General features: G+C 67.2%; 28 protein-coding genes and 3 pseudogenes. 22 read left to right on the top strand and 9 right to left on the bottom strand.

Features of this window, described 5'->3' with window-relative positions:
* Window positions 1-53 precede the first annotated feature (53 nt).
* From VJT49_RS33705 to pqqE, 7 genes are all read left to right on the top strand, one after another.
* Window positions 54-518 carry an MSMEG_3727 family PQQ-associated protein gene (locus tag VJT49_RS33705; RefSeq protein ID WP_324169040.1) on the top strand — a complete coding sequence of 155 codons (465 nt, stop codon included), beginning with the start codon at window positions 54-56 and terminating at the stop codon, window positions 516-518.
* A gap of 13 nt (window positions 519-531) precedes the next feature.
* Window positions 532-2,214, top strand: coding sequence for a PQQ-dependent dehydrogenase, methanol/ethanol family (locus tag VJT49_RS33710; protein ID WP_324169041.1), 1,683 nt, complete (start codon window positions 532-534; stop codon window positions 2,212-2,214).
* A gap of 16 nt (window positions 2,215-2,230) precedes the next feature.
* Complete coding sequence (gene pqqA / locus VJT49_RS33715; RefSeq protein ID WP_324169120.1) at window positions 2,231-2,311, top strand: pyrroloquinoline quinone precursor peptide PqqA; 81 nt, start codon at window positions 2,231-2,233, stop codon at window positions 2,309-2,311.
* A gap of 204 nt (window positions 2,312-2,515) precedes the next feature.
* Window positions 2,516-3,409: a pyrroloquinoline quinone biosynthesis protein PqqB gene (pqqB, locus tag VJT49_RS33720; RefSeq protein WP_324169042.1), complete on the top strand. Its 894-nt coding sequence runs from the start codon at window positions 2,516-2,518 to the stop codon at window positions 3,407-3,409.
* A gap of 6 nt (window positions 3,410-3,415) precedes the next feature.
* Window positions 3,416-4,102 (top strand): pyrroloquinoline-quinone synthase PqqC, encoded by a 687-nt coding sequence (gene pqqC, locus VJT49_RS33725; protein ID WP_324169043.1) that lies wholly within the window; start codon window positions 3,416-3,418, stop codon window positions 4,100-4,102.
* Window positions 4,074-4,385: a pyrroloquinoline quinone biosynthesis peptide chaperone PqqD gene (gene pqqD, locus VJT49_RS33730; protein ID WP_324169044.1), complete on the top strand. Its 312-nt coding sequence runs from the start codon at window positions 4,074-4,076 to the stop codon at window positions 4,383-4,385. Before pqqC ends, pqqD begins: the two co-directional genes overlap by 29 nt.
* Window positions 4,378-5,451: a pyrroloquinoline quinone biosynthesis protein PqqE gene (pqqE, locus tag VJT49_RS33735; protein ID WP_324169045.1), complete on the top strand. Its 1,074-nt coding sequence runs from the start codon at window positions 4,378-4,380 to the stop codon at window positions 5,449-5,451. Before pqqD ends, pqqE begins: the two co-directional genes overlap by 8 nt.
* A gap of 7 nt (window positions 5,452-5,458) precedes the next feature.
* Here the strand turns inward: pqqE and VJT49_RS33740 are convergent, their stop codons facing one another.
* The 4 genes from VJT49_RS33740 to VJT49_RS33755 form a co-directional block, all read right to left on the bottom strand.
* Window positions 5,459-5,908 (bottom strand): manganese efflux pump MntP family protein, encoded by a 450-nt coding sequence (locus VJT49_RS33740; RefSeq protein ID WP_324169046.1) that lies wholly within the window; start codon window positions 5,906-5,908, stop codon window positions 5,459-5,461.
* A gap of 463 nt (window positions 5,909-6,371) precedes the next feature.
* Entirely contained in the window at window positions 6,372-6,536 is a 165-nt protein-coding gene (locus tag VJT49_RS33745) for an NUDIX domain-containing protein (RefSeq protein WP_324169047.1), read from the bottom strand.
* Between the two features lie 17 nt (window positions 6,537-6,553).
* The gene (locus VJT49_RS33750) at window positions 6,554-6,691 is read right to left on the bottom strand and encodes a hypothetical protein (RefSeq protein WP_324169048.1); all 138 of its coding nucleotides are present in this window, start codon (window positions 6,689-6,691) and stop codon (window positions 6,554-6,556) included.
* 294 nt (window positions 6,692-6,985) lie between these two features.
* Window positions 6,986-8,665: a hypothetical protein gene (locus VJT49_RS33755; protein ID WP_324169049.1), complete on the bottom strand. Its 1,680-nt coding sequence runs from the start codon at window positions 8,663-8,665 to the stop codon at window positions 6,986-6,988.
* Window positions 8,666-9,274: 609 nt separating this feature from the next.
* Between VJT49_RS33755 and VJT49_RS33760 the strand changes: the two genes are divergently transcribed.
* Window positions 9,275-9,703, top strand: a complete 429-nt coding sequence (locus VJT49_RS33760; RefSeq protein WP_324169050.1) for a cupin domain-containing protein — start codon at window positions 9,275-9,277, stop codon at window positions 9,701-9,703.
* A gap of 100 nt (window positions 9,704-9,803) precedes the next feature.
* Here VJT49_RS33760 and VJT49_RS33765 read toward each other — a convergent pair whose 3' ends face one another.
* Window positions 9,804-10,088, bottom strand: a complete 285-nt coding sequence (locus VJT49_RS33765; protein WP_324169051.1) for a hypothetical protein — start codon at window positions 10,086-10,088, stop codon at window positions 9,804-9,806.
* 482 nt (window positions 10,089-10,570) lie between these two features.
* Here VJT49_RS33765 and VJT49_RS33770 point away from each other — a divergent pair.
* Window positions 10,571-11,298, top strand: a pseudogene (locus VJT49_RS33770) (transposase family protein); the annotation flags it as partial.
* Between the two features lie 605 nt (window positions 11,299-11,903).
* Here VJT49_RS33770 and VJT49_RS33775 read toward each other — a convergent pair.
* The 3 genes and pseudogenes from VJT49_RS33775 to VJT49_RS33785 all read right to left on the bottom strand — a co-directional run.
* Window positions 11,904-12,533: a class I SAM-dependent methyltransferase gene (locus tag VJT49_RS33775; protein WP_324169052.1), complete on the bottom strand. Its 630-nt coding sequence runs from the start codon at window positions 12,531-12,533 to the stop codon at window positions 11,904-11,906.
* A 431-nt stretch (window positions 12,534-12,964) separates the two neighbouring features.
* A pseudogene (locus VJT49_RS33780) lies at window positions 12,965-13,578 on the bottom strand (cation transporter).
* Window positions 13,579-13,681: 103 nt separating this feature from the next.
* Window positions 13,682-13,873 (bottom strand): annotated as a pseudogene (locus VJT49_RS33785) (helix-turn-helix domain-containing protein); the annotation flags it as partial.
* A 115-nt stretch (window positions 13,874-13,988) separates the two neighbouring features.
* On the opposite strand from VJT49_RS33785, the gene VJT49_RS33790 reads away from it, so the two are divergent.
* From VJT49_RS33790 to VJT49_RS33810, 5 genes are all read left to right on the top strand, one after another.
* Window positions 13,989-14,162, top strand: a complete 174-nt coding sequence (locus VJT49_RS33790; protein ID WP_324169053.1) for a hypothetical protein — start codon at window positions 13,989-13,991, stop codon at window positions 14,160-14,162.
* Between the two features lie 296 nt (window positions 14,163-14,458).
* The gene (locus VJT49_RS33795) at window positions 14,459-14,941 is read left to right on the top strand and encodes a hypothetical protein (protein WP_324169054.1); all 483 of its coding nucleotides are present in this window, start codon (window positions 14,459-14,461) and stop codon (window positions 14,939-14,941) included.
* Between the two features lie 389 nt (window positions 14,942-15,330).
* On the top strand, window positions 15,331-15,672 hold the full coding sequence (locus tag VJT49_RS33800; RefSeq protein WP_324169055.1) for a helix-turn-helix transcriptional regulator: 342 nt from the start codon (window positions 15,331-15,333) through the stop codon (window positions 15,670-15,672).
* Between the two features lie 56 nt (window positions 15,673-15,728).
* Entirely contained in the window at window positions 15,729-16,667 is a 939-nt protein-coding gene (locus tag VJT49_RS33805) for a helix-turn-helix transcriptional regulator (RefSeq protein WP_324169056.1), read from the top strand.
* A 73-nt stretch (window positions 16,668-16,740) separates the two neighbouring features.
* Window positions 16,741-17,700: a hypothetical protein gene (locus tag VJT49_RS33810; RefSeq protein WP_324169057.1), complete on the top strand. Its 960-nt coding sequence runs from the start codon at window positions 16,741-16,743 to the stop codon at window positions 17,698-17,700.
* Between the two features lie 175 nt (window positions 17,701-17,875).
* On the opposite strand, the gene VJT49_RS33815 is transcribed toward VJT49_RS33810, so the two are convergent.
* Window positions 17,876-18,313: an Hsp20/alpha crystallin family protein gene (locus VJT49_RS33815; protein ID WP_324169058.1), complete on the bottom strand. Its 438-nt coding sequence runs from the start codon at window positions 18,311-18,313 to the stop codon at window positions 17,876-17,878.
* A gap of 376 nt (window positions 18,314-18,689) precedes the next feature.
* Here VJT49_RS33815 and VJT49_RS33820 point away from each other — a divergent pair, with 376 nt between their 5' ends.
* The 8 genes from VJT49_RS33820 to hypD all read left to right on the top strand — a co-directional run bounded on the left by VJT49_RS33820 (window position 18,690) and on the right by hypD (window position 25,266).
* Complete coding sequence (locus VJT49_RS33820) at window positions 18,690-20,255, top strand: PucR family transcriptional regulator (RefSeq protein ID WP_324169059.1); 1,566 nt, start codon at window positions 18,690-18,692, stop codon at window positions 20,253-20,255.
* 916 nt (window positions 20,256-21,171) lie between these two features.
* The gene (locus VJT49_RS33825; protein ID WP_324169060.1) at window positions 21,172-21,558 is read left to right on the top strand and encodes a hypothetical protein; all 387 of its coding nucleotides are present in this window, start codon (window positions 21,172-21,174) and stop codon (window positions 21,556-21,558) included.
* Between the two features lie 213 nt (window positions 21,559-21,771).
* Complete coding sequence (locus VJT49_RS33830; RefSeq protein ID WP_324169061.1) at window positions 21,772-22,056, top strand: hypothetical protein; 285 nt, start codon at window positions 21,772-21,774, stop codon at window positions 22,054-22,056.
* Window positions 22,057-22,257: 201 nt separating this feature from the next.
* On the top strand, window positions 22,258-22,893 hold the full coding sequence (locus VJT49_RS33835; protein ID WP_324169062.1) for an SIS domain-containing protein: 636 nt from the start codon (window positions 22,258-22,260) through the stop codon (window positions 22,891-22,893).
* A gap of 47 nt (window positions 22,894-22,940) precedes the next feature.
* On the top strand, window positions 22,941-23,126 hold the full coding sequence (locus tag VJT49_RS33840; protein WP_324169121.1) for a HypC/HybG/HupF family hydrogenase formation chaperone: 186 nt from the start codon (window positions 22,941-22,943) through the stop codon (window positions 23,124-23,126).
* Between the two features lie 5 nt (window positions 23,127-23,131).
* The gene (locus VJT49_RS33845) at window positions 23,132-23,797 is read left to right on the top strand and encodes an SIS domain-containing protein (protein ID WP_324169063.1); all 666 of its coding nucleotides are present in this window, start codon (window positions 23,132-23,134) and stop codon (window positions 23,795-23,797) included.
* A 66-nt stretch (window positions 23,798-23,863) separates the two neighbouring features.
* On the top strand, window positions 23,864-24,133 hold the full coding sequence (locus VJT49_RS33850; protein ID WP_324169122.1) for a HypC/HybG/HupF family hydrogenase formation chaperone: 270 nt from the start codon (window positions 23,864-23,866) through the stop codon (window positions 24,131-24,133).
* Window positions 24,134-24,138: 5 nt separating this feature from the next.
* Window positions 24,139-25,266, top strand: a complete 1,128-nt coding sequence (gene hypD / locus VJT49_RS33855; protein WP_324169064.1) for a hydrogenase formation protein HypD — start codon at window positions 24,139-24,141, stop codon at window positions 25,264-25,266.
* Window positions 25,267-25,300: the final 34 nt, after the last annotated feature.

A 25,300-nucleotide genomic window follows, 5' to 3' on the forward strand; every position in this document is an offset into this window, starting at 1 on the left:
TGTGATAGACTTCACTGTTCCTGAGGTGGAAATATCGGCTGGAGGTGGAGCCGATGACGAGCGCCGCAGATGAGCGTTCCGTTGCGCTGAGCGAACTCGGGTTGGACAAGCAGAACAAGGCGTCGCTGGGGCGGTTGCTGGCAACCGGAAATCTCGCGTACGCCGAAGAGGGACCCGATGGCCGCATGCGCGGCCGAGTCCGGATCCCGCCCGACGAACTGGCCTGGGACCCGTCGATCCTCGTCATGCCCCATGGCGGCGATCTCGAACTCGAGATCATCAACGACGACACGAACACACATTGCGCGCACTTGCCGAGCAATGGTGACAACAAATGGATGTGGTTGCCGGTCTATTCACGAGGAGAAGTCACACTCAACCTCGATGGCCCCGGCTACTACTGGTTCAGTTCCAACATAGGCAACGACGAAGGCCGGGGCCTGATCGGTGCGCTCGTCGTACTGGGCGACGCGCCGGAAGAAGCTCGCCTCGACCGTCCAGAACAGCCACGGCCATAGAAAGGAGTTGGACATGCCGGAATACGTGGAGACACGGCCCGTCAACTTCTCGGAACTGAGCGCCGTGGCCGGGAGCGCGCCGGCGGTGGCGGAAAACGTGACGTATGACCGTATTCTGCGGGCCCGCGAGGAACCACACAACTGGCTCACCTATTACGGTGCCTACGACGGGCAGCGGTACAGCCCGCTGGATCAGATCAACGCCGACAACATCAGGCGACTGGTGCCGGCCTGGGTGTTCCAGTTCGGAGCGGCCGGGCTGCACGCCGGCCCCTCGACGTACGCGTTCGAGGCCGCGCCGATCGTCGTGGACGGAGTCATGTACGTCTCCGGCTGGGATGGCTGGGTGTGGGCCCTGAACGCCCGGAACGGCGAGACCCTGTGGGTGTACAAGCACGCCGTTCCCTTCGACACCTCGCTCTGCTGCGGCAACGTGAACCGCGGCGTCGCGGTCGCGAACGGGAAGGTCTTCGTCGTCACCCTGAACGCCCACCTGCTCGCGCTCGACGCCACGACCGGGAAGGCCGTCTGGGACAGCACCTACGGTGACGTCCGGGCCGGCGAGAGCGCGACGGTCGCGCCACTGGTGGTGAAGAACCTGGTCATCGTGGGCAGTTCCGGCGGGGAGTTCGGGGTGCGTGGCCACCTCGACGCCTTCGACATGGACACCGGCGAGCGGGCTTGGCGCCTGTACACGGTGCCGAAGCCGGGCGAGCCGGGAGCGGACACGTGGCCGGCCGAGGGGGAGGCCTGGGCGCGGGGTGGCGGCAACACCTGGGTCACCTCGAGCTTCGATCCGGAGACGAACCTTCTCTATGTCGGTACCGGGAACCCCGGGCCCGACTTCGACGGAGAGATCCGTCCCGGCGACAACCTCTACACCGACAGCGTGATCGCGGTGGACGTGGACAGTGGCCAACTGCGCTGGCACTACCAGTGCACCCCGCACGACCTGTGGGACTACGACTCCACAATGGAGTGCATCCTGTTCGACCAGGGCGACCAGAAACTGCTGGCCCACTTCGACAAGAACGGGTACTGCTTCATCCTCGACCGCACGAACGGGCAGTTGGTCCGGGTGTTCCCGTTCGGCGAACGGATCACCTGGGGTGAGATCACGGCGGACGGCAAGGTCACGCCGAAGATCTACCCCGAAAAGGAGGGCGATCCGGTCCACTTCTGGCCCGGTCCCGCCGGGGCCAAGGAATGGACGCACGCGTCCTACAGCCCACGGACGGAGCTCTTCTACGTGCCGGTGCAGGATGTCGGTGCCGAGGTCACGCGGCGGCGCCGCCAGTTCAAGGAGAGCATCCCCTACTGGGGCGCGAGCGTGGTGGTGGACGCCGCGGACATGGCCGGCTTCCTGAAGGCCTTCGACGCGCAGGGCAACGAGGCGTGGCGCTGGGAAGCCAGCTGGCCGCTGTCCGCGTCCACCCTGGTGACGGGCGGCGACGTGGTGTTCGTCGGCGAACCCGCCGGGGAGTTCAACGCCTTCCACGCGCGTACCGGCGAGCAGTTGTGGCGGTTCCAGACCGGAAGCGGGCACCACAGCAGCCCGACGACCTACAGCGTCGACGGACGGCAGTTCGTCGCGGTGCCGGTCGGCTGGGGTGCCTGGGTCGAAGGGTTCGCGCCCGGGATGCTCGGCGGTCAGCACGGCGACGCCCTGTTCGCCTTCGCTCTTCCGGAAGAGTAGTCGAGGAGGTGAAACCGTGGACTGGGAGTCCCCCGAGTTCGAGGAGATCGGGTGCGCGGCCGAGGTGACCATGTACGTCGCTCAGCTGGAAGACTAGGCCGCGCGGGGCCGAAGGCTCGGATCTGCCGGGGCAGGCCGCTGACCTGCTGACGCATGGGCAAGGAGCAAGTCAGGGTCCGGCCACGGAAAATCCGATCGCGCGCCGACAGACGCCGACAGACGCCGACAGACAGAGCGTGGCGGGACGAGGGGTGCGGGCCTGGCGTCCGCGCCCCTGGAACTCAGCCGCTGGAGGGCCAGGATGTGGCTGCGGATACTGGGATCGGCGGCCGGCGGCGGCTTTCCACAATGGAACTGCGGTTGCCCGGGCTGCCGTGCGGTCCGGACGGGTTCGCGGCCCTGCCGCCCCCGGACGCAGTCCTCGGTCGCGGTAAGCGCGGACTACCGGCAATGGTTCCTGTTCAACGCCTCCCCCGACATCCGCATCCAGATCGAAGCCTTCCCCGCCCTGCGTCCGCACGCCGAGAGAACGACGCCGCTGCGGGCGGTGCTGTGCACCGACGCCGAACTCGACCACACGCTCGGTCTGTTGCTGCTACGGGAAAGCCGGTCCCTGGAAATCCACGCCACGCCGGCGGTGCACAAGACGTTGCGTGACGGGACTTCGTTACTGCGGACGCTGGAACACTACTGCGACGTGGAGTGGCGACCGGTCATTCCGGAAACCGACGTCCCCCTGGGAAACTGGTTGTCCTACCGGGCCTTTGACGTGCCCACGACCAAGCGGGCACGCTTCGGGTCCGAAATGGAGCAGGGACGGGTCACCGGCTACCGCGTCACCGACGAACGCAACGGCCGGACCGTGGTGTACCTGCCGGGGGTGCAGGAGCTGACCCCAGAGGTCCGCGCGCAGCTCGACGACTGCGCTTGCCTGCTGGTCGACGGAACCTGCTGGCGCGACGACGAGTTGATCCATCTTGGACTGGCGGCCAGGACCGCCCGCGCGATGGGGCATCTCCCGATCAGCGGACCCGACGGTAGCCTCGATCGCCTGTCGCCGCTTCCCATCGAGCACAAGATCTACCTTCATATCAACAACACCAACCCGATCCTGCTGGAGGACTCACCGGAGCGGCGTAGCATCGAGCAGCGCGGAATGGAAGTGGCCCGGGACGGGCTGGAGATCCGGGTGTAGAGCACAATGACGTCGACCAAGCCCGACCTGTTCGTCGAGGCGCTGCGTGCCCAGTCGCGGCGCTACCACAGCCGGCATCCCTTCCAGGTCAGGATGAACGAGGGCCGCCTGAGCCGTCACCAGATTCGGGGCTGGGTCGCCAATCGCTTCTACTACCAGGAGAACATTCCCCGCAAGGATGCCGCGATCCTCGCCAACTGTCCCGACCGCGAAGTGCGCCGGCGGTGGGTGCGCCGCATTGTCGACCATGACGGCACCGCCGACGGCGGCGGCGGTATCGAAGCGTGGCTGGGCTTGGGCGAGGCGGTGGGACTGACCCGTGCGGAGATGCTTGACGAACGTCATGTCGTCCCCGGGGTACGGTTCGCCGTTGACGCGTATGTGACGTTCGCCCGCACGCGGCCATGGGTCGAGGCGGTGGCGTCTTCACTGACCGAACTGTTCGCACGGGACCTGATGGCCGAGCGCCTTGTCGCGCTCGAGCGCCTCTACCCGTGGGTGGACCGGGACGGCCTCGCCTATTTCCGGGCCAGGCTGGCGCAGGCTCCCCGCGACGCCGAACATGCCCTGGGGGTGGTGACCGAGCACTGCCGGTCACCCGAAGAGCAGGCGCGCGCCGTGGCGGCGTTGTCCTTCAAGTGCGATGTGTTGTGGGGAATCCTGGATGCCATCGACCGAGCCTATCCGGAGTAGCCGCGAGTTCCCCGTGCCATGGTCGGGCCGCCCCGGCCTGGCGCCCCATGTCCGGCTGACGTTCGACCGGGCGCGTGCGGAGCACGTGCTGCTGGGGCCCGAGTCGGTCGCGGTCCTGAACCGGACGGGTGCGGACATTCTCGGCCTGTGCGACGGGCGGCGGACGGTCGCCGAGATCGTGGCGGAGCTGCGCCGGCGATACAATCGAGTCGTCGACGACGAGGTTCAGCGGTTCCTCGCCCGCCTGGTCGTCAAGCGGTACGTGGAGATCAGCCATGGATAGGCCCTTCGGGTTGCTGGCAGAACTCACCTACAGCTGTCCACTGGCCTGCCCGTACTGTTCCAACCCGCTCAATCTCGCCAGTTACCGTGACGAACTGACAACCGCCGAGTGGCAACGGGTGCTGGCCGAAGCGCGGGAGCTGGGCGTCCTGCAACTTCACTTTTCGGGCGGTGAGCCGATGTTGCGCCGCGATGTCGTCGCGCTCGTGTCCACCGCCCACGAACTGGGTCTGTACACGAATCTCATCACCAGCGCACTCGGCCTGTCACGGCGCCGGGCCGGGCAGCTCAGGGCCGCCGGTCTCGATCACGTACAGATCAGCATCCAGGCCGATGAGCCGGCCGTCTCGGACCGGATCGCCGGCACCGTCTCCTTCGGACGCAAGATCGAGGCGGCTCACCTGGTCAAGTCGCTGGGCTGGCCGCTCACCCTGAACTTCGTGCTCCACCGGCACAACATCGGCCGGATCGGCGGAATACTGCTGCTGGCCGAGGAACTGGGCGCGGACCGGATCGAACTGGCCAACACCCAGTACTACGGCTGGGCTTTGCGCAACCGGGCCGTGCTGCTGCCCAGCAAAGCCCAGATCGACCATGCCGAGACGATCGTGCGCGCCGCCCGCGAACGCCTGGCCGGCCGGATGGAGGTCATCTACGTCCTCCCCGACTACTACAGCCGGTATCCCAAGCCCTGTATGGGCGGGTGGGGGAAGCGTCAGCTCACCGTCACACCCAACGGTGATGTCCTGCCCTGTCCGGCCGCGCACGAGCTTCCCCTCCCCCGCGCGAGCGTGCGCGAGGACTCCTTGGCCCGGATCTGGGCGGAATCGCCACTGTTCCAGCGTTTCCGGGGCACGGAATGGATGCCTGAGCCGTGCCGGAGCTGCCCACGCCGCGAAGTCGACTTCGGCGGGTGCCGCTGCCAGGCCTTCGCCCTCACCGGCGACGCGGCCCGTACCGATCCGGTGTGCGTTCTGTCGCCCGACCACGAAATCGTGGCCAAAACGGTGCGAGCCGTCGACGAAGGCGCACGGGAGGAGGTTCTCACCCCTCGCCCGCATCGATAGGACGTGCTCAGAATTCCAGCGCGAGAACGACCGCCATGACGACGAGCGCAATGCCGCTCAGCAGATCGGAGCGGACGGGAATCAGGCGTCCGGTCAAGCGCCCGAGACACAAGCCGGCCAGCGACATCACGGCGGTAACGGCGGCGAAGATCGCGGCCGAGAGAACCGGGGAGAATCCGAGCAGCCCCAGACTTGTGCCGGCGAGCAGATTGTCAAGGCTCAACGACAACGGAATGCCGAACAGGGCCCAGGGGTGGTCGAGCTCTTCCGGCGCCGCCGTCCGGAAGACGCGGACAAGCAGGTACGAGCCGTAGACACCCATCACGGCCGGCCCCAGGTAGTGCGTGATCTGGCCGACCGGCCCGTCGGTGATTTCGACGTGAAGGTAACGCCCGACCAACGCGCCCACCAGCGGAGCCAACCCGTCCCAGATCCCGAACGTCACCGCGATCTGCACGGCACGGCGCATACCGAACGGAAGTGTCCCGAGCGCGATGGACGCCCGGAAGTTGTCCAGGCTGAGGACAAATCCGAGGACCAGCATTTCGACGATCATTCGCGGCAACCGGGTCCAACTCGACGGCAACCTCTACTCCGCCCATTATCCGGGCCAAGCCGCCGGCGTGCCTGGCAAGAGCCACCGGCCATGCCCACACGGGCTGTTCGAGATGGCCCACGCGAGTCTGGCGGCCGTGCAGCGCCACTTCACGGAACTGGAACAGGACCGCCGCCGTGGGCGCGTGCACCAGACGTCCCACCCGTGGCAACCGGATCACCGGCCGGTCGGATTCCGGAATCCGCGGACAGCGTGGCTCCACATCCAGTTCGCGGAACGGGATCCAATACACCTCGGCGACTTCGGCCGGGTTGGGCACGGGTTCCGCTGTCCCGGTGATCCGCACGACGACCGGGGTGATCACCTAGCCCGAGCGGGTCGCGTAGTCGTCGAGAAGGCCGAGACTCCGGAATCTCCCGGCGACGATGCCCGGTTCTTCGCGCAGTTCGCGCAGCGCGGCGTCCACGGCGTCCTTGCCCTCGTCGACCCGGCCCCCTGGCAACGCGAACTGTCCCGGATGCGCCCGCATCCAGGACACCCGGCGGGTCAGCCAGATCCGATCCCGCGTTCTCCGTCCCGTTCGGACACCACGATCGCCACCGCCGCGGCACGCCTGCCGTCCGGAGGGACGGGCACCCGGGTGAAGCGCCGCAGGAACCCATCGACGTCGTCCAGCTCAGTCACCGGGACATTTTAGAAAGCCCGGCTTGCGCTGGAGCGCACTCCAACTCGTAGCCTCGGAAGCATGGCCACGCGCGCCGGCGATCGCCCGAGTCGGTGTCCTCGGGCGATCGTGTCGGCGTCCGTGACTACGCCGCCGACCCTGGTGCGGCTGTTTGGACGGTGAAACGCCGTTTCGTATAGGTCGTTATACGACGTCTCATCGGTAATCGGCCGTAGTCAGGCCGTGGATGAACACGGTGACCTGGTACGCCGCGCCGCATGGGAACTCCTTTCGACGGCGAGGACCGGGCCCGGTCATGAAACGGCGGGCATGCCCAGGTCCACCGGCCCCTTCTTGCAGGCGTCGTGGCACGCGGCTTCCAGGCTGCAGCACAGCGAGCACACGGGTCCACTGTGGAACGGGCAGGAGACGATGTCCGGGCGCTCGAAGGTGTCCACACACACCCTGCACTCCGCGGTCACGCCGGACAGCCGGCCGTCGACGAACAACGGTTCGTCCTGTTCGTCCTCGCGGGCGATGTAGTACTTGCCCCTGGTCGCCACGGCCACGATCGGCGACAGCACGAAGGCCAGGACCAGCGCTATGAACGGCGAGAAAGCCTGCGCGGTCGAGCCGAAGACGTCGAAGAAGGCCAGGATCGAAACCACCGACGCCACGACCATCGAGCCGAACCCGACGGGGTTGAAGTTGTACAGATGCGCCCGCTTGAACTCGATGAAGGACGGGCTCAGCTTCAGCGGCTTGTTGATGACCAGGTCAGCGGTCACCGCGCCGATCCAGGCGATGGCCACATTGGAGTAGAACCCGAGCACCGTGTTGAGGAAGCCGAACACACCGAACTCCATCAGCGCCAGCGAGATCCCGACGTTGAGGAAGATCCACACCACCCGGCCGGGATGCTTGTGCAGGAGCCGGGAGAAGAAGTTCGACCAGGAAAGCGACCCGGAATAGGCGTTGGTCACGTTGATCTTCACCTGGGACAGGATCACGAAGAAGGTCGCGATGGTCAGCGCCAGCCAGGGCGGCATGAAGGTCTTGAACCCGGCGAGATACTGCTCGATCGGCTCCCCCGCCTTGACCAGGCCCACGCTGTCCGCGACGTAGAAGGCCAGGAATGCCCCGCCGAGTTGCTTGAACGCGCCGAGCACGACCCAGCCGGGACCGGCCGTGAGCACCGCGGCCCACCACCGCTTCCCGTTGGCCGCCGTCTTGTCCGGCATGAACCTCAGGTAGTCCACCTGCTCACCGATCTGCGCGATGAGGGAAAGCGCCACGCCCGCGCCGAGACCGACGCCCAGCAGGCTGATCGACGAGCCGGTGGTGGAGTTCCCGGCGAACGAGGTCCATTCGGAATACTTCTCCGGTGCGACGAACGCGATCGACACGAACGGCGCGAACATCAGCACCAGCCAGATCGGTTGCGTCCACACCTGCAGTTTCGACAGCGCCGTCATGCCGAAGACGACCAGCGGGATGATCACCAGTGAGGCGATGAGATACCCGAGCGGGAGGGGGATGTGCAGGCCCAGTTCGAAGGCCTGCGCCATGATCGAGCCTTCCAGCGCGAAGAAAATGAACGTGAAGCTCGCATAGATCAGCGAGGTCAGCGTCGACCCGAGATAGCCGAAACCCGCGCCGCGGGTGAGCAGATCCATGTCGATCGCGTACTTGGCCGAATAGTACGAGATCGGGATTCCGGTCAGGAAAATGACGACCGCGGCGATGAGGATGGCGGTCACCGCGCTGGCGAACCCGTGGGTGATCGCGATCGACCCGCCGATCGCGAAGTCGGCCAGGTAGGCGATGCCGCCGAGCGCCGTGGTGGCCACCACGTACGGCGTCCACTTGCGGAACGACCTCGGCGCGTACCGGAGCGAGTAGTCCTCGAGGGTGCTGTTCCTGGTCCAGCGGTTGTAGGTTCGGCCGGCGCCGGTGGCGGGCTCGGCCGTGCGAGTATCGACTGCTTCGGACATCGGTGCACCTCGCCAGGTGGGAGAAAACACGTGTGCTCGCCGTTGAGCCGAACATTTCGGGAACCGAACCCGAACTACTTTCCTAGGAAAGGTCGCCGGGGCGGCGAATGTCAACGTGAGCGGTGTTAAAGCTGCGTGACGACGCTGAAATCCATCACGTCGGCCTCGGCGGGGAGATGCGCCGCGAAACATGGCCGCCACACAACGGTAACCGCCCGTGGTCGTGCGTGCAGCGCGGTCCGTCGCGAGCACACGTAGTTCGGCGCACCCCGAACTCCGTTGCCGACCCGCTCGTCCCGGGCAGAGTAACTGGGCGGACGTAGCACAGGTGAGGAACTCTCCTGGCGTGTTCCGCTCGCGCCGACCCTGACCAAACCCGTGAACCGGCTGGTTCGGACAATCTCGTCTTCCGGCGCGTCAACGGCGAGGACCGGCGGCGAATTCGCGCCTGCCTCGTCCCGCGCGGGCAGGACCGACATCGCCGGCCGAACGCCTCCTTGCCGCGAGCGAGACCGAACTTCCGGGATCCGGCGAGTTCGCGGACAGCTTGACCAGCACGGCGCACCTGCGATCATAAACCGCGCCACCCCTGGTGAAAAGGAGCCACTCGTGACCGACCAATGGCACCGCCCACTCCGGCACGTCAAAGGCGGCGAACTGTCGCCGGGCACGACCCAGACGAGCGGGATGCGGCGGCTGGAAGCGGTGTCCGGCAAGACCGTCGGCTCCGAGAAGGTCTGGATGGGCGAGACCCACGTGGGCCCCACGACGAACTCCGGCGACCATCACCACGGCGAGGCGGAGACCGCGATCTACGTCAGGTCCGGACATCCGGTCTTCGTTTTCGCCGACGGCGACAAAGAGGTCCGCATCGAAACCGAACCCGGGGACTACATCTTCGTGCCGCCCTACGTACCACACCGCGAGGAGAACCCCGGCGGCGAGGACGCGGTGGTGATCATCGCGCGGAGCAGCCAGGAGGGCATGGTGGTGAACCTGCCCAGCCTCTGGGCGCCGGTGGAAAGGCCGGAGGGCTGAGCCCGATTCCCAGGTAGCGGCCTGGTCGGGGAGACGCTGGAAAGGACGGGAGCAGCTCTGGCAAAGCCTTGACGGGCCAGGACCTCGATCCGGATGCAGGTCACCCCGTGCAAGGTCTTGTCCGCGATCCGTACCACCGGAAGCGTGCCGTGGCGTGCCACGATCTGGCCCCACGCATACCGGCGGCCGTGTTCACCGCCGCCGTGATCTTCTTCGCTGCCCGGGCACCACCGTCGGCGATCTCGGTCAGCGCCCGCCACACGGTCGGCACCGACGCCACCGGCCCGAACAACTCCCACTGGTCGCCCATCACCCGGACATCACTGATCGCCCGCGCCCCATCCGCGATCGCACACGCCAAATCCGCCGCCACCCCGCCAGTCATGCACCACCAGCCGTGCGCCGGCCAGCGCCCTCGACTGCCCCGCCGTCAGGCCGGTCTTATCGACCAGACCACGTAACAACGCCAGCCCGGCATGCGACACGATCCCCTCACCATCAGCGATAACGTCCAAACCCCGCGACCACCCGGTAACGTTCACCTCGAAAGTGCTCCTCCACCTGAATCAGATCCGGACGTTAGACACCCGCATCATCCCAGGTCAGGAGCATTTTCCGCGTCAGGCACGCCGCTCCATCACTCAACCCCGATGAAAAGCCAGGGTCAGCAGCGGGGTTGTTGAAGAACTCGGTTGGTGCACCAGCGGAGGGGTTTGCCGGGGCGTCTTTGAGTTCATCGGTGATGGCGTCGAGTTGGGCTTGGGGAGTGAGTCGTTCCGAGTAACGGCCTGTGACGTTGTGTAGTGGTTCGTGGTGACACGCCGATGACGTTGCGGAGCAAGGAAAAGACGCAGAGCCCCGGTATGGATGTTGGTCCGACCAAAGATCAACTTCATAGGGGCTCTGCGCTTGGTGAGCGTGACATACACGGCCACCCTGCGGTGCGCGAACGGACTGTGGTGTTCCTGACCGGCCTGCTGGACACCGAACGGACACGGCGTGGGACTCGTGCTGGCCGGCGGGCGCTGAGCACGCTGAAGCAGGCAGTGCTGGTGCTGCGGTGGTTTCTCGACGGAATCCGGATAGCGCAGTGGGCCGACGACAACGGGATCGGTAAGTCCACGGCGTACGACTACCTGCACAAAGGCATCGACGTGCTGGCGTCCCGGGCGCCGAAGCTGGAATCCGCTTTGCTGGCGGCGAAAATGGCCGGACACGAGCATGTCAGCATCGATGGCACGCTGATCGAGACCGACCGCTGCCGTACCCCGGGCCCCACAAAAGGTGTGGACCTGTGATGGTCGGGAAAACACCACAACCACGGCGGCAACATCCAGATCATCACCGCGCCGGACGGCTGGCCACTGTGGACCTCCGAGGTGCGCCCGGGCCGCGAACACGACACCACCACGCTGCGGAACCACCCGGAGATCCTGCCCACGCTGGCCATCTGGATCGCCGAAAACCGGCCCGCGCTCGGCGATCTGGGCTACGAAGGCGAAGCCGAGCTGGACCTACCACATGGACAAAACCACCGGCAGGATCACCATCACCACCCCCACCGGCCACCACTACACCAGCGAACCCCAACCCCTCCACGAACCACGCCCCAACCCCCTCCCCCAACCCGACACCGATCCGCCGTTCTAACGGTCTTTGGGTGAGGTTGGGTCAGGGGAAAGGCCGGTATGGCCGAGGACGTTGCGGCAGTACTGGTAGCTGCTGCCAACGCTGTTCCAGCCCGGTCTGCCCGGCAGCGGCCGCTTCGCCGATATGCTCGGAGCCAAAGTTGGCCTTCTGTCCAGGGTTTGCGGCTGTCGGTCGCCGCTCCTCAGTGCCGCAAGTGCTTGAGCTTTGCCAGCTGTGCCGGATCGGCCCATCGCCGGGGGGCGAGCGCCTTGGTTACCGCTTTGGTGGACGGTGGGGCCGCGGCGTTCGATCAGGATGACGCCGACACCCTCCGGCAAGACATCCGGGGACACCCCGGATGTCTGCTGTGGCAGCACCCCCGACGAGCACGCCGTCAACCCTGACCGCGCTCCGGCCGACGCTGAGGCCACCGGGTGCGTCTGCGGCAGTTGATCGGTCGCTGACGGCTACCCGGCCATCTCGGGGATCCCGCGCTCTCTGCCCAGCGTCCGGTCGCGGCGTCGGCGGGACGAGATCGTCCCGCCGGGCAGTCGTCCGCGCGGCGCCGGGGCTAACTGGTTGGTTTGCGGGCGGTGATCCGCTCCACCAGGCCGAGCGCGAAGCGTTGCTGGTGCTCGATGCGCAGGCCCCGGGCTTGGACCTGGTCCAGTGGTCGGCGCAGGAAGTGCTCACCGCCCAGGGGGACGGTGACCAGTTCCAGCAGCCGTTGCACGCCTCGGGCGATGCGGGACGAGCTGGCGATGTGGTCGACCAGGATCAACCGCCCGCCGGGACGCAGCACCCGGACCATCTCATCGACCGCGGCGTCGAGGTCCGGGATGGCGCACAAGCCGAACGTGCATACCATCGTGTCGAAGGATGCATCAGCGAACGGCAAGGTGTGGGCGGTGCCCTGCCGCAGCATCACCTCGCGGCCGAGTTGCTGGGCGCGGGACCGGGCGATGTCGAGCATCCGCTCGCTGAGATCAAGACCGGTCACCGTGACCTCGTTGGGATAGAACGGCAGGTTCAGCCCGGTTCCGATGGCGACTTCGAGTACCTCACCAACGGCCTGGGCGCAGGCCCACTGGCGGGAGTCACCGAAGAGCCGCCGGTCCCAGAATCGCATCTCCTTGTCGTAGGTCGCCGACTTGCGGTCCCAATAGTGCTGCCAGCGGGTGGCCCGATCTGCGGTCTTCACCATGGCTCCTTCCCGTCGCTCGCTCCTCAGTCGTGCACCATCCAGCCAAACACGCCCACGTGGCTCGTCGCATCGGGGACAACCCCGACCGGGCCCGGAACACACGCCTCGGATCGGCGGGTCAGGTCCATCCCCGAAGCCGGTAATAGCGGTCGCGCGGCTCGGCGGTGAGCGGGTTGATCCCGTGCTTGACGCACCAGGCGACGTGGACGCGCCGATCAGCGGAAGCCCGGCGATCCACACCCACGTCCAAGGCCTGCCCACCACCAGGGCGACGATACCGAGGACCGCCAGATACACCAGCCACCGCGCCATCCGGGTCCACACCGGAGCCTTGGCCTCGAAATGGCCGAACAGTGGCGACAGCACCGCGATCACCACGGCCACGACCATCCACTCCCATTCCACGAATACGCCATCCTTTCCAGAGATCAGCAGCAGTGCTCGCCGCGCCAGGCTTCGCGGCCTTCTTTGATCGCGACGGCGGCGATGACGAGGGCGACGATGGGATCGGCCCAGGACCAGCCGAGCAGGGAGTTGAGCAGGAGCCCGACCAGCAGGACGCCGGAGAGGTAGGTGCACAGCAGGGTTTGTTTGGAGTCCGCGACCGCGCTGGCCGAGCCCAGCTCGCGCCCGGCGCTGCGCTGCGCGGAGGACAGGAACGGCATCACGAGCAGCGACACGGCGGCCAGCACGATCCCGACCGTGGAGTGCTGGGCGGATTCCGCGCCCAGCAGCGAGCGCACCGATTCGACGGTGACGTAGACCGCGAGCGCGAAGAACGACACCGCGATTACCTTCAACGCGGCCCGCTCGCGTGCCTCGGGGTCCTTGCCGGAGAACTGCCAGGCCACCGCCGCAGCGGACGCGACCTCGATCACCGAGTCCAGCCCGAACCCGATCAGAGCCGTCGAGGACGCCACCGTCCCCGCCATGATCGCGACGATCGCTCGATGACGTTGTAGCTGATCGTCGCCGTGACCAGCAGCCGCACCCGCCGCGACAACACCTCGCGGCGATCCGAGTTCACCGAACTCGCCGAGATCGCACCGCCCGCGGCTTCCGAGGAAGCGCAACACCCATCGGTGCAGCCCTCTCGCTCCTCGGCTGGGATGGCGGTAGGTCGAGGCGGCGGTCGGTGTCCTTGCTCATCGTCCCGCCTCCAGCGCGGTCGCGGCAGCCGGCTGGTCATCGTCGACACAGGGTTGTGCTGTGTCCACGGCGAGCACGACCTGCACCAGCTCGCCCAGCGCGCGGGCCAGGTGCGCGTCGGCCAGCGCATAGCGGACCTGGCGACCCTCGTAGGTCGCCACCACCAGCCCGCAGCCACGCAGGCAGACAGGTGGTTGGAGCACTCCGCGCTCGGCTACCGCCGTCTTCGACGCCACCTGCTGCCGAGCCTGGCCCTTCTCCCGACGCCGCCGTGGCGGAACCGGATTCGCCGCGGGCGATCCGGTGGCGGGAGCACCGTGGCTCGCGGCGCGACTCGGGCCGGCGGGGCAGGGGTTGGCGCAGGCGGCTCGTGACGCGTTCCTCGCCGGCATACGGGACGGGTACCTGATCCTGGGGGTCGTGGTCGTGTCGACGGGGGCGGCGATCTTCGCGTGGGCGACCGGCCGCGCACGCTGAGTGTGGCCATCCACCTTTCCTGTCCGATCCGAAGCACCGATGGGTCAACTGCGCCGCCATGGCACCCTCCCCACGGCGCTGGCCGCCCGCTTCCCGCTCGACGCGCTCGCGCCGCCTCCGGCAACTCGTCGACGAGATCACGGGTTACCTCGCGCAGCAGCCAATACAAAATCATTCACGGCAAACCCGGGTCCAATGACTCTAGCGCCGAGTTCTTCGAGGGGGGGACGATGACGGCCGGAGAGAGTTTGGCAAAAATCGCACCTCGCTTGTCGCACACCCGAGGAGGGTTGGTCATGCGCATTGGTCGAATTTCCCGGTATCGCGGAGTGGCGGTAACCCTGATAGCGGCGGCAGCGGTCGCGTCCTTCCCTGGGACGGCGGCGGCGCAGCCATTGACATCGATCAACTCCAGGTCCGGTTGGCAGCGCTCGAGCGCGACTCTTACCAACGGCCAGGACTACACCGTGAACACCACCTCGAAGGGGCCGGATGGCAGGGCCGGGACCTGGACGGTCGACTTCCGGCGCTGGCCGGCGATCGGCCCCAACGGCTACGACGCCGCAACCGACAGAAGGATCCGCGGGGGCTGCAAATACGATTTCAACCTGCCTTACGGGCGCCTGCTCGGGCGTATCGGGGTGAACGGCCCGGTATTCTCGATCGGCGCCGGCGGCAAGTTCCGCGCCACCACGAACGGCATCCTGTACTTGCGCATCAACGACCGGAATCGGTGCCTCGCGGACAACCGCGGGTATATTCAGGTCAGGGTGAGCTGACGGCAACCGGCATTCAAGCGGCCGGTGGGCCGCCGCTCCCGGTCGCGGCCGGCGGTTCCGTTCCGGAACCTGGTAGGACAATTCGCGGTGGACCGCGACGCATTGGCCATCGGAGTTGATCTCGACCAGGCGGCACGATCGTTTCCCCCGAGAGCGGCGACGTGCCGGCGGAGCACGACGTCGCGCCGAAGACACCAGCGACCTCAACACCTGGTTCGACGGCAGGTTCGGCCACGGTCCGCCGCCCACGAACTGCCCGTGACCCGTGTTCAGGCCGTTTGATCAGCGATTTCGGACAACAACCGAACACACCTGCTCCGAACCGATCCTCCCCCGCGAACGTCGTTTCCCGCGCACTCGAAGATTTCGATCAGAAGGCGGGGATCTTGATGGGACGTCGTGAGAACCCGATCGACCCGGCAAACGGGGCATTGGCTCGCTTCGCCGCGGGCCTGCGCGAGCTCCGGGCACGCGCGGGCAACCCGACCTACCGGCGGCTGGCCGCGCGCGCCTACTACTCGCCCTCGACACTGTCGCAGGCGGCGAGTGGCAACGTGGTGCCGTCGCTTCCGGTGACGTTGGCCTACGTGTCCGCATGCGGCGGTGACCCGGCCGAATGGAGCAGCCGGTGGCGGCTGTTGCGCGCACAGCTGCGAGCCGAACGCACCGGCCGCCCGGTTCTGGTCCGCCTCCCCGCGGACCGCGAGGAGCCGAAAGCGCTTTCGGCATGAATTCGACCGGTAGGCGGTTGCTTACTCACCGCGGAAGCCGTTGGATGGTCGCGACCATGTCGCTTGCCGGTGGAAGGGTGATCGCGGTGGGGAGGCCGGAAACCCGTTTGGACCCGGAATCGGGGCCGGTGCACGAATTCGCGCAGGAACTTCGCGAACTGCGCAGACAGGCCGGCAATCCGAGCTATCGGGAGCTCGCCAAGCGCGCCCACTACTCCGCGTCGATGCTCTCCACCGCGGCGAGCGGGCGCAGCCTGCCCTCGCTCGCGGTGACCCAGGCGTTCGCGGAGGCGTGCGGGGGCGACCGGGACGCGTGGGAACGCCGGTGGTCCGCGGTGGCCGCCCAGATCGACAAACCAGGCGCCCGCCCGCCGGAGTCCGGGCGCCGGAACGACCGGAAATGGTCCCGCCGCCGGATCTGGCTGACCGGCGCCGCGGCCGGGGTGGCTGCCGCGGGGGTGGTCGCGCCCCTGCTCGGCACGGCTTTGCGGCCGACCCCGCCTACCCGGTTCAGCGCGGTCGCCGGTGAAGGCTGCAAGCAGGACGACACGCGCAAGATCGGCATGAGCACCTCCGGTGTGCAGGGCTCGAGCGGCTGGGAGCTGGCGGCCCTGGGCGGCTGGGCGGGTGGCGGATGCGACGGGACCTTCCGGTACAGTCTGGGCACCGGCAACGACAAGCCCGGCCATGACTACTTCGCGTGGGTCTTCACTCCCGGACTTTCGGGCGAGATCAGCTGTACGTTCGGCGTCTTCGTACCGACGGGAGACTACGCCGGAGCGTCGCCCGCCTACTACCGCGTTCTGACCATGCCGGACGGGGCACTCGTCAGCGATTTCACCGTCGACCAGCGTGCCCAACGCGGCAAATGGGTGGACATTCCGAGCGCGTACCAGTTCACCGCCGAGCATTTCGAGGTCGAGCTGTCCGACCGCGGCAGGACGACCGACCCGATCGCGGCGTCGGCGCTCAGGACCGACTGCCACACAGGCTGACACCTGTTCGGAGTTGATTGATCGATGTTCGGCGCCCTGGCCCGGTCACCGCACCGCCACCACCGTGGGTCCCATGACTCTGCGACGCGCTATGGGGCTCTTTGCCGCGCTGATCCTGGTGGCCACGACACTCGGCCCGGCCGCGCGGGCCGCATGCCGGCGCGCGGCGCCGATCTTCGGCATCAACATGTCGCTCTACGACAACCAGGACCATCTTCTGACGGTCCCGGGCACCCGGAGGTTGTTCCGGCAGTGGGGTGTGCCGCTAATCAGAGTGCCCCTGCGCGCCATCCTCGATGACAGCACGTTGCTGGGCGCGATGAGGGCGGTGCGGCAGGTCGGCGCGGCTCCGATGCTGATCCTGCGCGGCCCAGCCGGCGATGCCCTGCCGTCCGTGCTGGCGCAGGATGAGCACCTGATGGATCTCGTGCACTCGGTGTTCGGAAACGGCACCGCGTACCTGGAGTTCGGCAACGAGCCTGATCTCGCCGGGATCGCTCCGGCCGACTACCGGACAGCCTGGAATACGGTCATCCGTGAGCTGAGGAAGCGCTATCCGACAGCCGCCTACCGTTTCGTGGGACCCGTGCTGTCCCGCGTCGACGGGGATCACGCGGCTTATATCGCCACGTTTCTCGACGGGGCCGATCCGGTTCCGGACGCCCTGTCCTGGCACGAATACGTCTGCTCGGCCCACGACGATTGGGAAGGCGTCTGCGTCGGGCATCTCGCCAACTGGGCGAAGCATGTGACAAATGTCGAGTCGAGGGTGACCGCCACGATCGGCCACGAACTGCCGTTCTTCATTTCGGAGTGGAACGTGGACCCGAACTACCCCAGCCCCCTCTACGACCACGCCGCGCGTATCGGGGGCTGGACGGCAAAGGCGATCACCCGGCTGGAAAACCTCGGCCCGAACCTCGCCGGCGCCATGATCTACACCGCCACCGACCACGGCAACTTCGCGCTGGTCACCGGAACCGACACGGTCACCGCCCAGGGAGCAGCATTCCGCGACGCCAGTCTCGAATAGCCTTCACTCCAGTTTCCACCGGAAAACACGGTCCGTACTTCGCTGAGCGGCGTGAACAGGCGGTCTGGTCGGGTTCGGCCGCCGTGACGTGCGGCAGGTGGACGATGACGTCGAAAGCGTCCGGAATGACGCCACAGGCGCCCGATCGGCGACCGCGGTCACCATCCGGTGTCACTCAACCCGCCTCCGGGGCTCTGGTGGTTTCGACGGTTTGCGGCTCCCCGGTCGAGGTGATCTCCACGCGGCGCGGCTTGCTCTCCTCGGACACCGGAATCGTGAGGAACAGCACGCCCCGGTCGAAGCTCGCCCGCAACCTGCCGGTGTCCAGGTTGTCGCCAAGGAGCAGTTGCCGAGTGAACTCGCCTTGCGGCCGTTCGTCGATGATCAACTCGTCGCGCTCCTGCCGAACCGGGCGCCGCCTCGCGCGGATGTTCACCACGTTGCGTTCGACCGTCACCTCGACGTCGTCGGGGTCGACTCCGGGGACGTCGAGCGCGACGGTGAACTCGTCTCCGCGCCGGTAAGCCTCGATCGGCATGGTCCGCATGGGACGCTGGCCGGCCAGCACCTGCTCGCCGAGCCGGTCCAGCTCACGGAAAGGATCAAAACGCATCAAGGTCATGACGACGACGCCTCCCTGCCGGCCTGGTCGGATGGTTGTCTCATCGATCAGCCTTGCAAGCGGACGCGGGCAGGCGCCTGCGCCCGGTGGGGCGAGAAATCCGGGCGGAATTAGCCCTACCAGCGCGAAATCGGGGCCCGTCACGGGGTGTAAACGCGGGCCGCGCGGGAATCATCGGGGTGGGACAGGCGTCCAGGCGACCGGGAGGTGTCGGATGTTCCCAACCTCCGAAGAGGCTCCGATACGACTCGGCCCTCCTGGCCGGCCGCCCCGTTTCTACCGCGAGCGGCTCGCACGCTGCTACGAATTGCTCACCCTCACGCGAAAAATGTTCGATTCGGCGGACGAGACCGAAATACTCTGCCTGATGGGCGACCGCGTACCGTCGCTGGCCCCCTGTCACCTCGAAAAGGTGTATCTGGTCAGCAACGGCCGACTGTTGCCGAGGCCAACGAACGGGCAGACCGATTCCGGACTCACCGAGCTCGTGGCGGGTCTCGGCCCCGCCGGTGGCGGAATCACGCTCGGCGACGAGTTGTGGCGGTGGGCGTTTCCGCTGCGAGCCGGGGGCACGGTGCTCGGCTATTTCGTCGTCCGCGGCGAAGCCGAGCCACCGGACGACGTGCGATTCCTGCTCCAGGTGCTCGGGCACCAGACCGGCGCGGCGCTGGCCAACGCGTCACTGCGCCGCCGTGAACGGCACCACGACTCGGAACTGCGCCGGCTCAACGAGGATCTGTCCGCCACGGTGCGGCGCCTTCAGCGGCGGACGGCCGTACACGAGATGCTGACGAGGGTTTCCGCGTCCGGCGAAGGCGAGGCAGGCATCGCGCAGGCCGTTCACCAGCTCACGAACCTCGGCGTCGTCATCGAGGACGAGTTCGGCAATCTGCGGGCCTGGGCCGGTCTTGAGCGGCCACCGCACTGTCCCAAGCCCGCCGATCAGGCACGGCAGGCCTTCATCCAGAAGGCGATCGCACGCGGCGGGCCGATACGCGATCGTGAGCGCGTCGTGTGCCTCATCCGGCCCCGAAGCGATGTACTCGGCGTACTCGCCCTCATCGACCCCGGGCACACGGCCGGCTCTTACGAAATGTTCGTAGCCGAGTACGCCACCACGATGCTCTCACTCGAATTCGCCCACGAGCGAAGCCTCGTCGAGGTCGAAATCCGCGTACATCGGGACCTCGTCGACGACCTCGTGGCCGGCACCGACGACGAGGGCGCGTACGCCCGCGCGGCGGCCATCGGGCACGACCTGCACGCCGCGCATTACGTGCTCGTCATGCGATGGCAGCATCCGGGAACCACGCAAGCAGTGGGCGCGGCGGCCCAGCGCGTGCTGAGGGGATGGCGCCTGCACACGCTTCTGTCCTGGCAAGGCAACGACGTGGTCGTGCTGGTGGACGGTCAGGTCGACGGCGACGAACTGTACCGGGCGCTCGCCGGGCAACTCGGGACCGAGACCGGCTCGATCGGCATCGGCGGCCGGTGCGTACGGCCGGGCGATTTCCCGCGCTCCTTCTCCGAGGCCCGGCAATCCTTGTGCATCCGGATGGAATCGGCCTCCCCCCATGGCGCCACCGCCTTCGCCGACCTCGGCGTGTACCGGATCCTGGGCAACCCGGCCAGCCGCGCGGACGTGGAGCAGTTCATCCGCGAATGGCTCGGCCCGCTGCTGGCCTACGACGCCAAGCGCCGCTCGGAGCTCGTGCGGACCCTTTTCGAATACCTGGAATGCGGAGGCAACTACGACAACGCGGCCGCCGCGCTGGTCATTCACCGGAGCACCCTGCGCTACCGGCTCGCCCGCATCCGCGACATCGCCGGGGTGGACCTGACGGATGTCGACACCCGCCTGAACCTCCAGGTCGCCGCCAGGGCCTGGCAACTCCTGCACGCCCGGCAGCCCGCGGCGCGCAAGTGGCCTTGAGCATCCGAGCGGAGCAGGCGGCACAAGATCGAGGATTCCGCCCGCGACCTCCGGCAGCAACGGCACGTACAGCATGTAGTCGCTGGGGTTGACGGCGACGAGTTCCGCCGCGTGTGCGGGAAGACAACGTTCCAGCGCACTCAGGCAGTGAAAGCCGGCGAAAACCGGTGCCCAGCACCAGTATGCGCGGACGTGTCATTCAACAACCGTGCGCCGGCGACGGCGGCAAGGCGCCCCCCCCCGCGAAGTTCGCCCTCACGGGACAAAGGTGCGGAGCCGGAATTCGGCCCCCCGAACCGCGACGTGGCTTGAAAAATGTGATTTACGGCCGGTCGCGGCGTCCGTGATGATGAATCCACACAAGGCCTAGAAGGAGAAGCCATGACGGACATGTCTCGGCGTCACCGGTTGGGTGCCGCTCTCGTGTGCCCGCCGGCCGGGCGACCCTTGCCGCTGCGCTCTCCACCGTGACGACGAAATCCGTCATGCCGGGAGCCGCCCATCGGGAAAACCGATCCGGGCGGTTTTTCCTTTTCGCACCATGGTGGGTTATGGGTCCATAATGGAGTGAATACTTTTTTCGTAGCTCAGCTGGACAGAGCGTCGCGATACGAGCGCGGAGGTCCCGGGTTCGAATCCTGGCGAGGGCGCTGCCGGACAGACAGCGGGTGCGAGGGAGACGGCAACCCATCCGCCTTGGGAGCGGAAGAAACCGCGTTCGACTCGCGGGCACCCGACGGGAGAAGTGAGAGGGAAGGCTTTGTGGTCCAATGGGAACGACAGTGACCTCAAGGAGGTCACAAGAATTGCCTTCCGCGGCACCGGCGCATCTACCACCGGACCATGGTCCGCGCGGCCACCCGCCAGCAGCAACGTTGCGCTCCAATTCGGGCGGGTACCAAGGATATTCGTTTCCGTGGGACAGGAGAAGGGAAAATACACCGACGCAAGATCAAGTTCGGCAATTACCTTCGAGATCTGCTCCGGTGACCACTTCTTCACAGCTTATGCCTTCGACAAGTGCGATTTCCGGCACAGGGAAAAGCTGTTCGGGCTGGTGCTGGTCGGGGTCATGGTTCCGCCGGCCGTCCTCACCCTCCCGCTCTACCTGCTCGCGTCGAGCTTCGGCGTGGTCAACACCATGGGGACGGTCTTCGTTCCGTCGCTGCCCAATCCGTTCGGTGTCTACTTGGGACGGATCTCCGGCGCCGATCATGTTCCCGGCGAGGTACTGGAAACGGCGGGTATGGACGGCGCCGGCGAGTTGGGATCTCGTTGCGAATGCTGGGCCCCGGGTTCGTGACCGTCTTCCTGCTTCAGCTGACCGCCGTCTGGAACGACTCGGCTGGCACGGCCCGTGCGAGGCGTCCCTCCGAACCTACTCCGGACCGTATGGTCAACGTGCCCGCCGGCGCGCGGGTCCGTCAGACCGGGTGGACCGGCGCGCCCGCCAGACCCCGGCCACCAGGACCTCAGCAGCCAGCTGTGCGGGCTCTTCGGGTTCTCGTCGTCCTCCGTGCTCAGGGCGCCGCAGGGTACCGCGTTCGGCGCCCGGGCCCTCGTGCCGGAGCTGTCCGGTTCCGTGCGCGACGACGCGACCGGGGCGATCTTCGTCGCGCTCGCCTCTCTCAGCGGCGAGCCCGACATCACCCCGCTCACCGGTCTCGCCGAGGTCACCGTGCCGGCCGACGAGGTGGACGTGCGCGGGACGGACGGGCGCACCCGGACAGGTTGGGGCCCTTTTCCCTGGACGCGCACGTCATTCCTGGATGATCCGGTACTGCCGGGCAAAGGGAAATAATTCTCCGCGTCGGCGTGGTCTTCCTCAATCACCGGCAGGCTGGGTCACGTCCCCCGAAGATCACCTTCGCTTCAAGGAAATCGGGCCGTCCAGTGTCTTCTTCGGACTGCGCCTGCTCGCCCGCGGTTGTTTAATGAGGGATGACGCGTGCGGGGTCAACGCGCTGATGGGACCCGAGCGTGCACGAGAGGAGACGGGGAAATGGCGTCGCGAACCGGATCAGCCGGCCCGGAAGCGGACGCGGTGGCCGCTGTCTTCGAGCGGAGAACCGAGCCCATCGAGCACCTGGCCGAGCGGGCCGAGGAGGTCGCCAGGGCCTGCCACGCGATGGCCGTGCGGTTCCACCGCGGCGGCAAGCTCGTCGTGTTCGGCAACGGCGGGGCGAGCACGGACGCGCAGCACGTCGCCGTCGAGTTCGTGCACCCCGTGATCGTCGGCAAGCGGGCGCTTCCCGCGGTGTCGCTGACTTCCGACGTCGCCACCCTGACCGGCGTGGCGAACCGCCGCGGGCTGGTGGAGGTGTTCTCCCACCAGTTGCGGTTTCTCGCCGAACCGGCCGACATCGCACTCGGCCTGTCCCCCGACGGCAACTGCGCCAACGTCGCCCGCGGCCTGGAGTACGCGCGCGAACGCGGCATGCTGACCGTGGCGCTGGTCGGTGGCGACGGGGGCACGATCGCGGCCAGGGGTGCGGCCGACCATGTCCTCATCGCGGCGTCGCCCGACCCGCGGGTCGTCAAGGAGGTGCACGTCACCACCTACCACATCCTCTGGGAGTTGGTGCACGTGTTCTTCGAGCAGCCGGGGGTTCTCGAGGGCGGGATGGTGGCGCGGTGAACACGAAGCCGACCACGAACCCGACCACGGGGACCTGCCACGACGGGGTGTGTGTCACGTGTTCGGACACCGCGGTGCCGGTCACGGTGCTCCAGCTACGCGACGACGCGCTCGCCCTGGTCGACGTGGGACACGGCCGCCAGGAGGAGGTCAGCGTCGCGCTCGTGCCCGCGCGGGTCGGCGACACCATCCTGGTTCATGCCGGCGAGGCCATCGCGGTGATGAGGGCGTGACGGACATGACCGAGCACGATCGCGACGTCGAATCGCTCTACCCGTTCCTGTATTCCGAAGAGTCTGATTTGGACAGTGTGCTGGCCGAGGTCCGCCGCTCCACGGTGGCCAAGGCGGGCGAGATCATGGCGTTGCGCCGTACTGTACTCGAGCGGGACGGGCAGCGGCTGGCCGAGTGTGCGGGAAGGATGGCCGCCCGGTTCGCCGCGGGCGGGCGGCTGCTGTCGTTCGGCAACGGAGGCAGCTCGACCGACGCCCAGGAGCTGGCCAGCCTCTTCCTGAGCCCCGGCGGGGACAGCCCGCCGCTGCCGGCGTTCGGGTTGACCAACGACATCGCCGTGGTCACCGCGCTGTCCAACGACATCGGGTTCGAGGTGGTGTTCTCCCGCCAGATCGGCGCGTTCGCCCACCCGGACGACATCGCGGTCGGGTTGTCGACGAGTGGCAACTCGGCGAACCTGTTGCGCGCGTTCGACGAAGCGGCCCGGCGTGGCCTGCTCACCGTCGGGATCGCCGGCTATGACGGCGGCAAGATGGCCGAACTGGACAGCATCGACTACCTGTTCGTGGTGCCGTCGTCGTCGGTCCACCGCATCCAGGAAGCACAGACGACCGTTTACCACGCGCTGTGGGAGCTGACCGTCGGGGTGCTGCGAGCACCGGCCCGGTAACCACGAAAAGGCATGAAAGGCATGAAAGGCATGGAAGGCAAGGAAGGCACCGAAGGGAGGTCTCCGATGTGCCTGGCCATTCCCGGCGAGGTCGTCGAGATCAGCGCCGACCGCCCCGATATCGCCAGGGTCGCGGTGAGCGGCGTGAAGAGGTTGATCAACATCGGGCTGCTCGGCGAAAAACCGGTGCCCGGCGAATGGGTCCTGATCCATGTGGGCTTCGCTCTGTCCAAGGTGGACGAGGGCGAAGCCAAGGCGGTCCTCGACTTCCTGGAAGGCATCGGGAAGTCCTATGAGGACGAGCTCGCCGCGCTGAGGGACTCGCGAATCGAGTAGGAGCCATGCGTTTCGTCGACGAGTACCGCGACGCGGACAAGGCACGCGCACTGTCGGCCCGGATCACGGCGTTGTGCGAACCCGGCCGTGCGTACAAGTTCATGGAGGTGTGCGGGGGCCACACGCACACCATCTACAAGCACGGTCTCGAAGACTACCTGCCCGAGCAGGTCACGCTGGTGCACGGCCCGGGCTGCCCGGTCTGCGTGATCCCGATGGGCCGGGTGGACGACTCGATCCACATCGCCCGCACGCCCGGGGTGCTGATGACCTCGTTCGGCGACATGATGCGGGTTCCGGGCAGCGGCGGGAACTTCTTCGACGCCAACGCCGAAGGCACCAACATCCGCATGGTCTACTCGCCGCTGGACTCGCTCAAGATCGCCCGGCAGAACCCGGATCTGCAGGTGGTCTTCATGGCCATCGGTTTCGAGACCACCGCGCCGTCGACCGCGATGACCGTGTTGCGCGCGGCGGCCGAAGAGGTGCCGAACTTCTCGATCTTCTGCAACCACGTCACGATCATCCCCGCGATCAAGGCGATCCTGGACTCCCCCGACCTCCGGCTCGACGGCTTCCTGGGCCCGGGACACGTGTCCACGGTGATCGGCTGCCGGCCGTACGAGTTCATCGCCCGCGACTACGGGAAGCCGGTCGTGGTGGCGGGGTTCGAGCCCCTCGACATCCTGCAGTCGATCTACCTCCTGATGCGCCAGCTCGACGAAGGCCGCTCGCAGGTGGAGAACCAGTACACGCGGGTGGTGCCGTGGCGGGGGAACGCGGTGGCGCTGCGGGCGATCGGTGAGGTGATGGAGCTGCGCCCGTACTTCGAGTGGCGCGGCCTCGGGTTCATCTCGCACTCCGCCCTGCGCGTGCGGGAACGCTACGCGACCTTCGACGCCGAGCGGAAGTTCGACCTGCCCGGGGTCCGGGTGGCCGACCCGAAGGCCTGCCAGTGCGGCGAAGTGCTCAAGGGTGTGCTGAAACCGTGGGAGTGCAAGGTGTTCGGCACCGCCTGCACGCCGGAGACGCCGATCGGCACGTGCATGGTCTCGCCGGAAGGCGCCTGCGCCGCGTACTACAACTTCGGCCGTTTCAGCCGCCAGCGGGTGAGGGAGGCGAGCCGAACGTGAACGAGGTGTCCACATCGGGGGTCCGGGGGCCTGC

Source organism: Amycolatopsis sp., assembly GCF_035276945.1.
Classification (GTDB): domain Bacteria; phylum Actinomycetota; class Actinomycetes; order Mycobacteriales; family Pseudonocardiaceae; genus Amycolatopsis_E.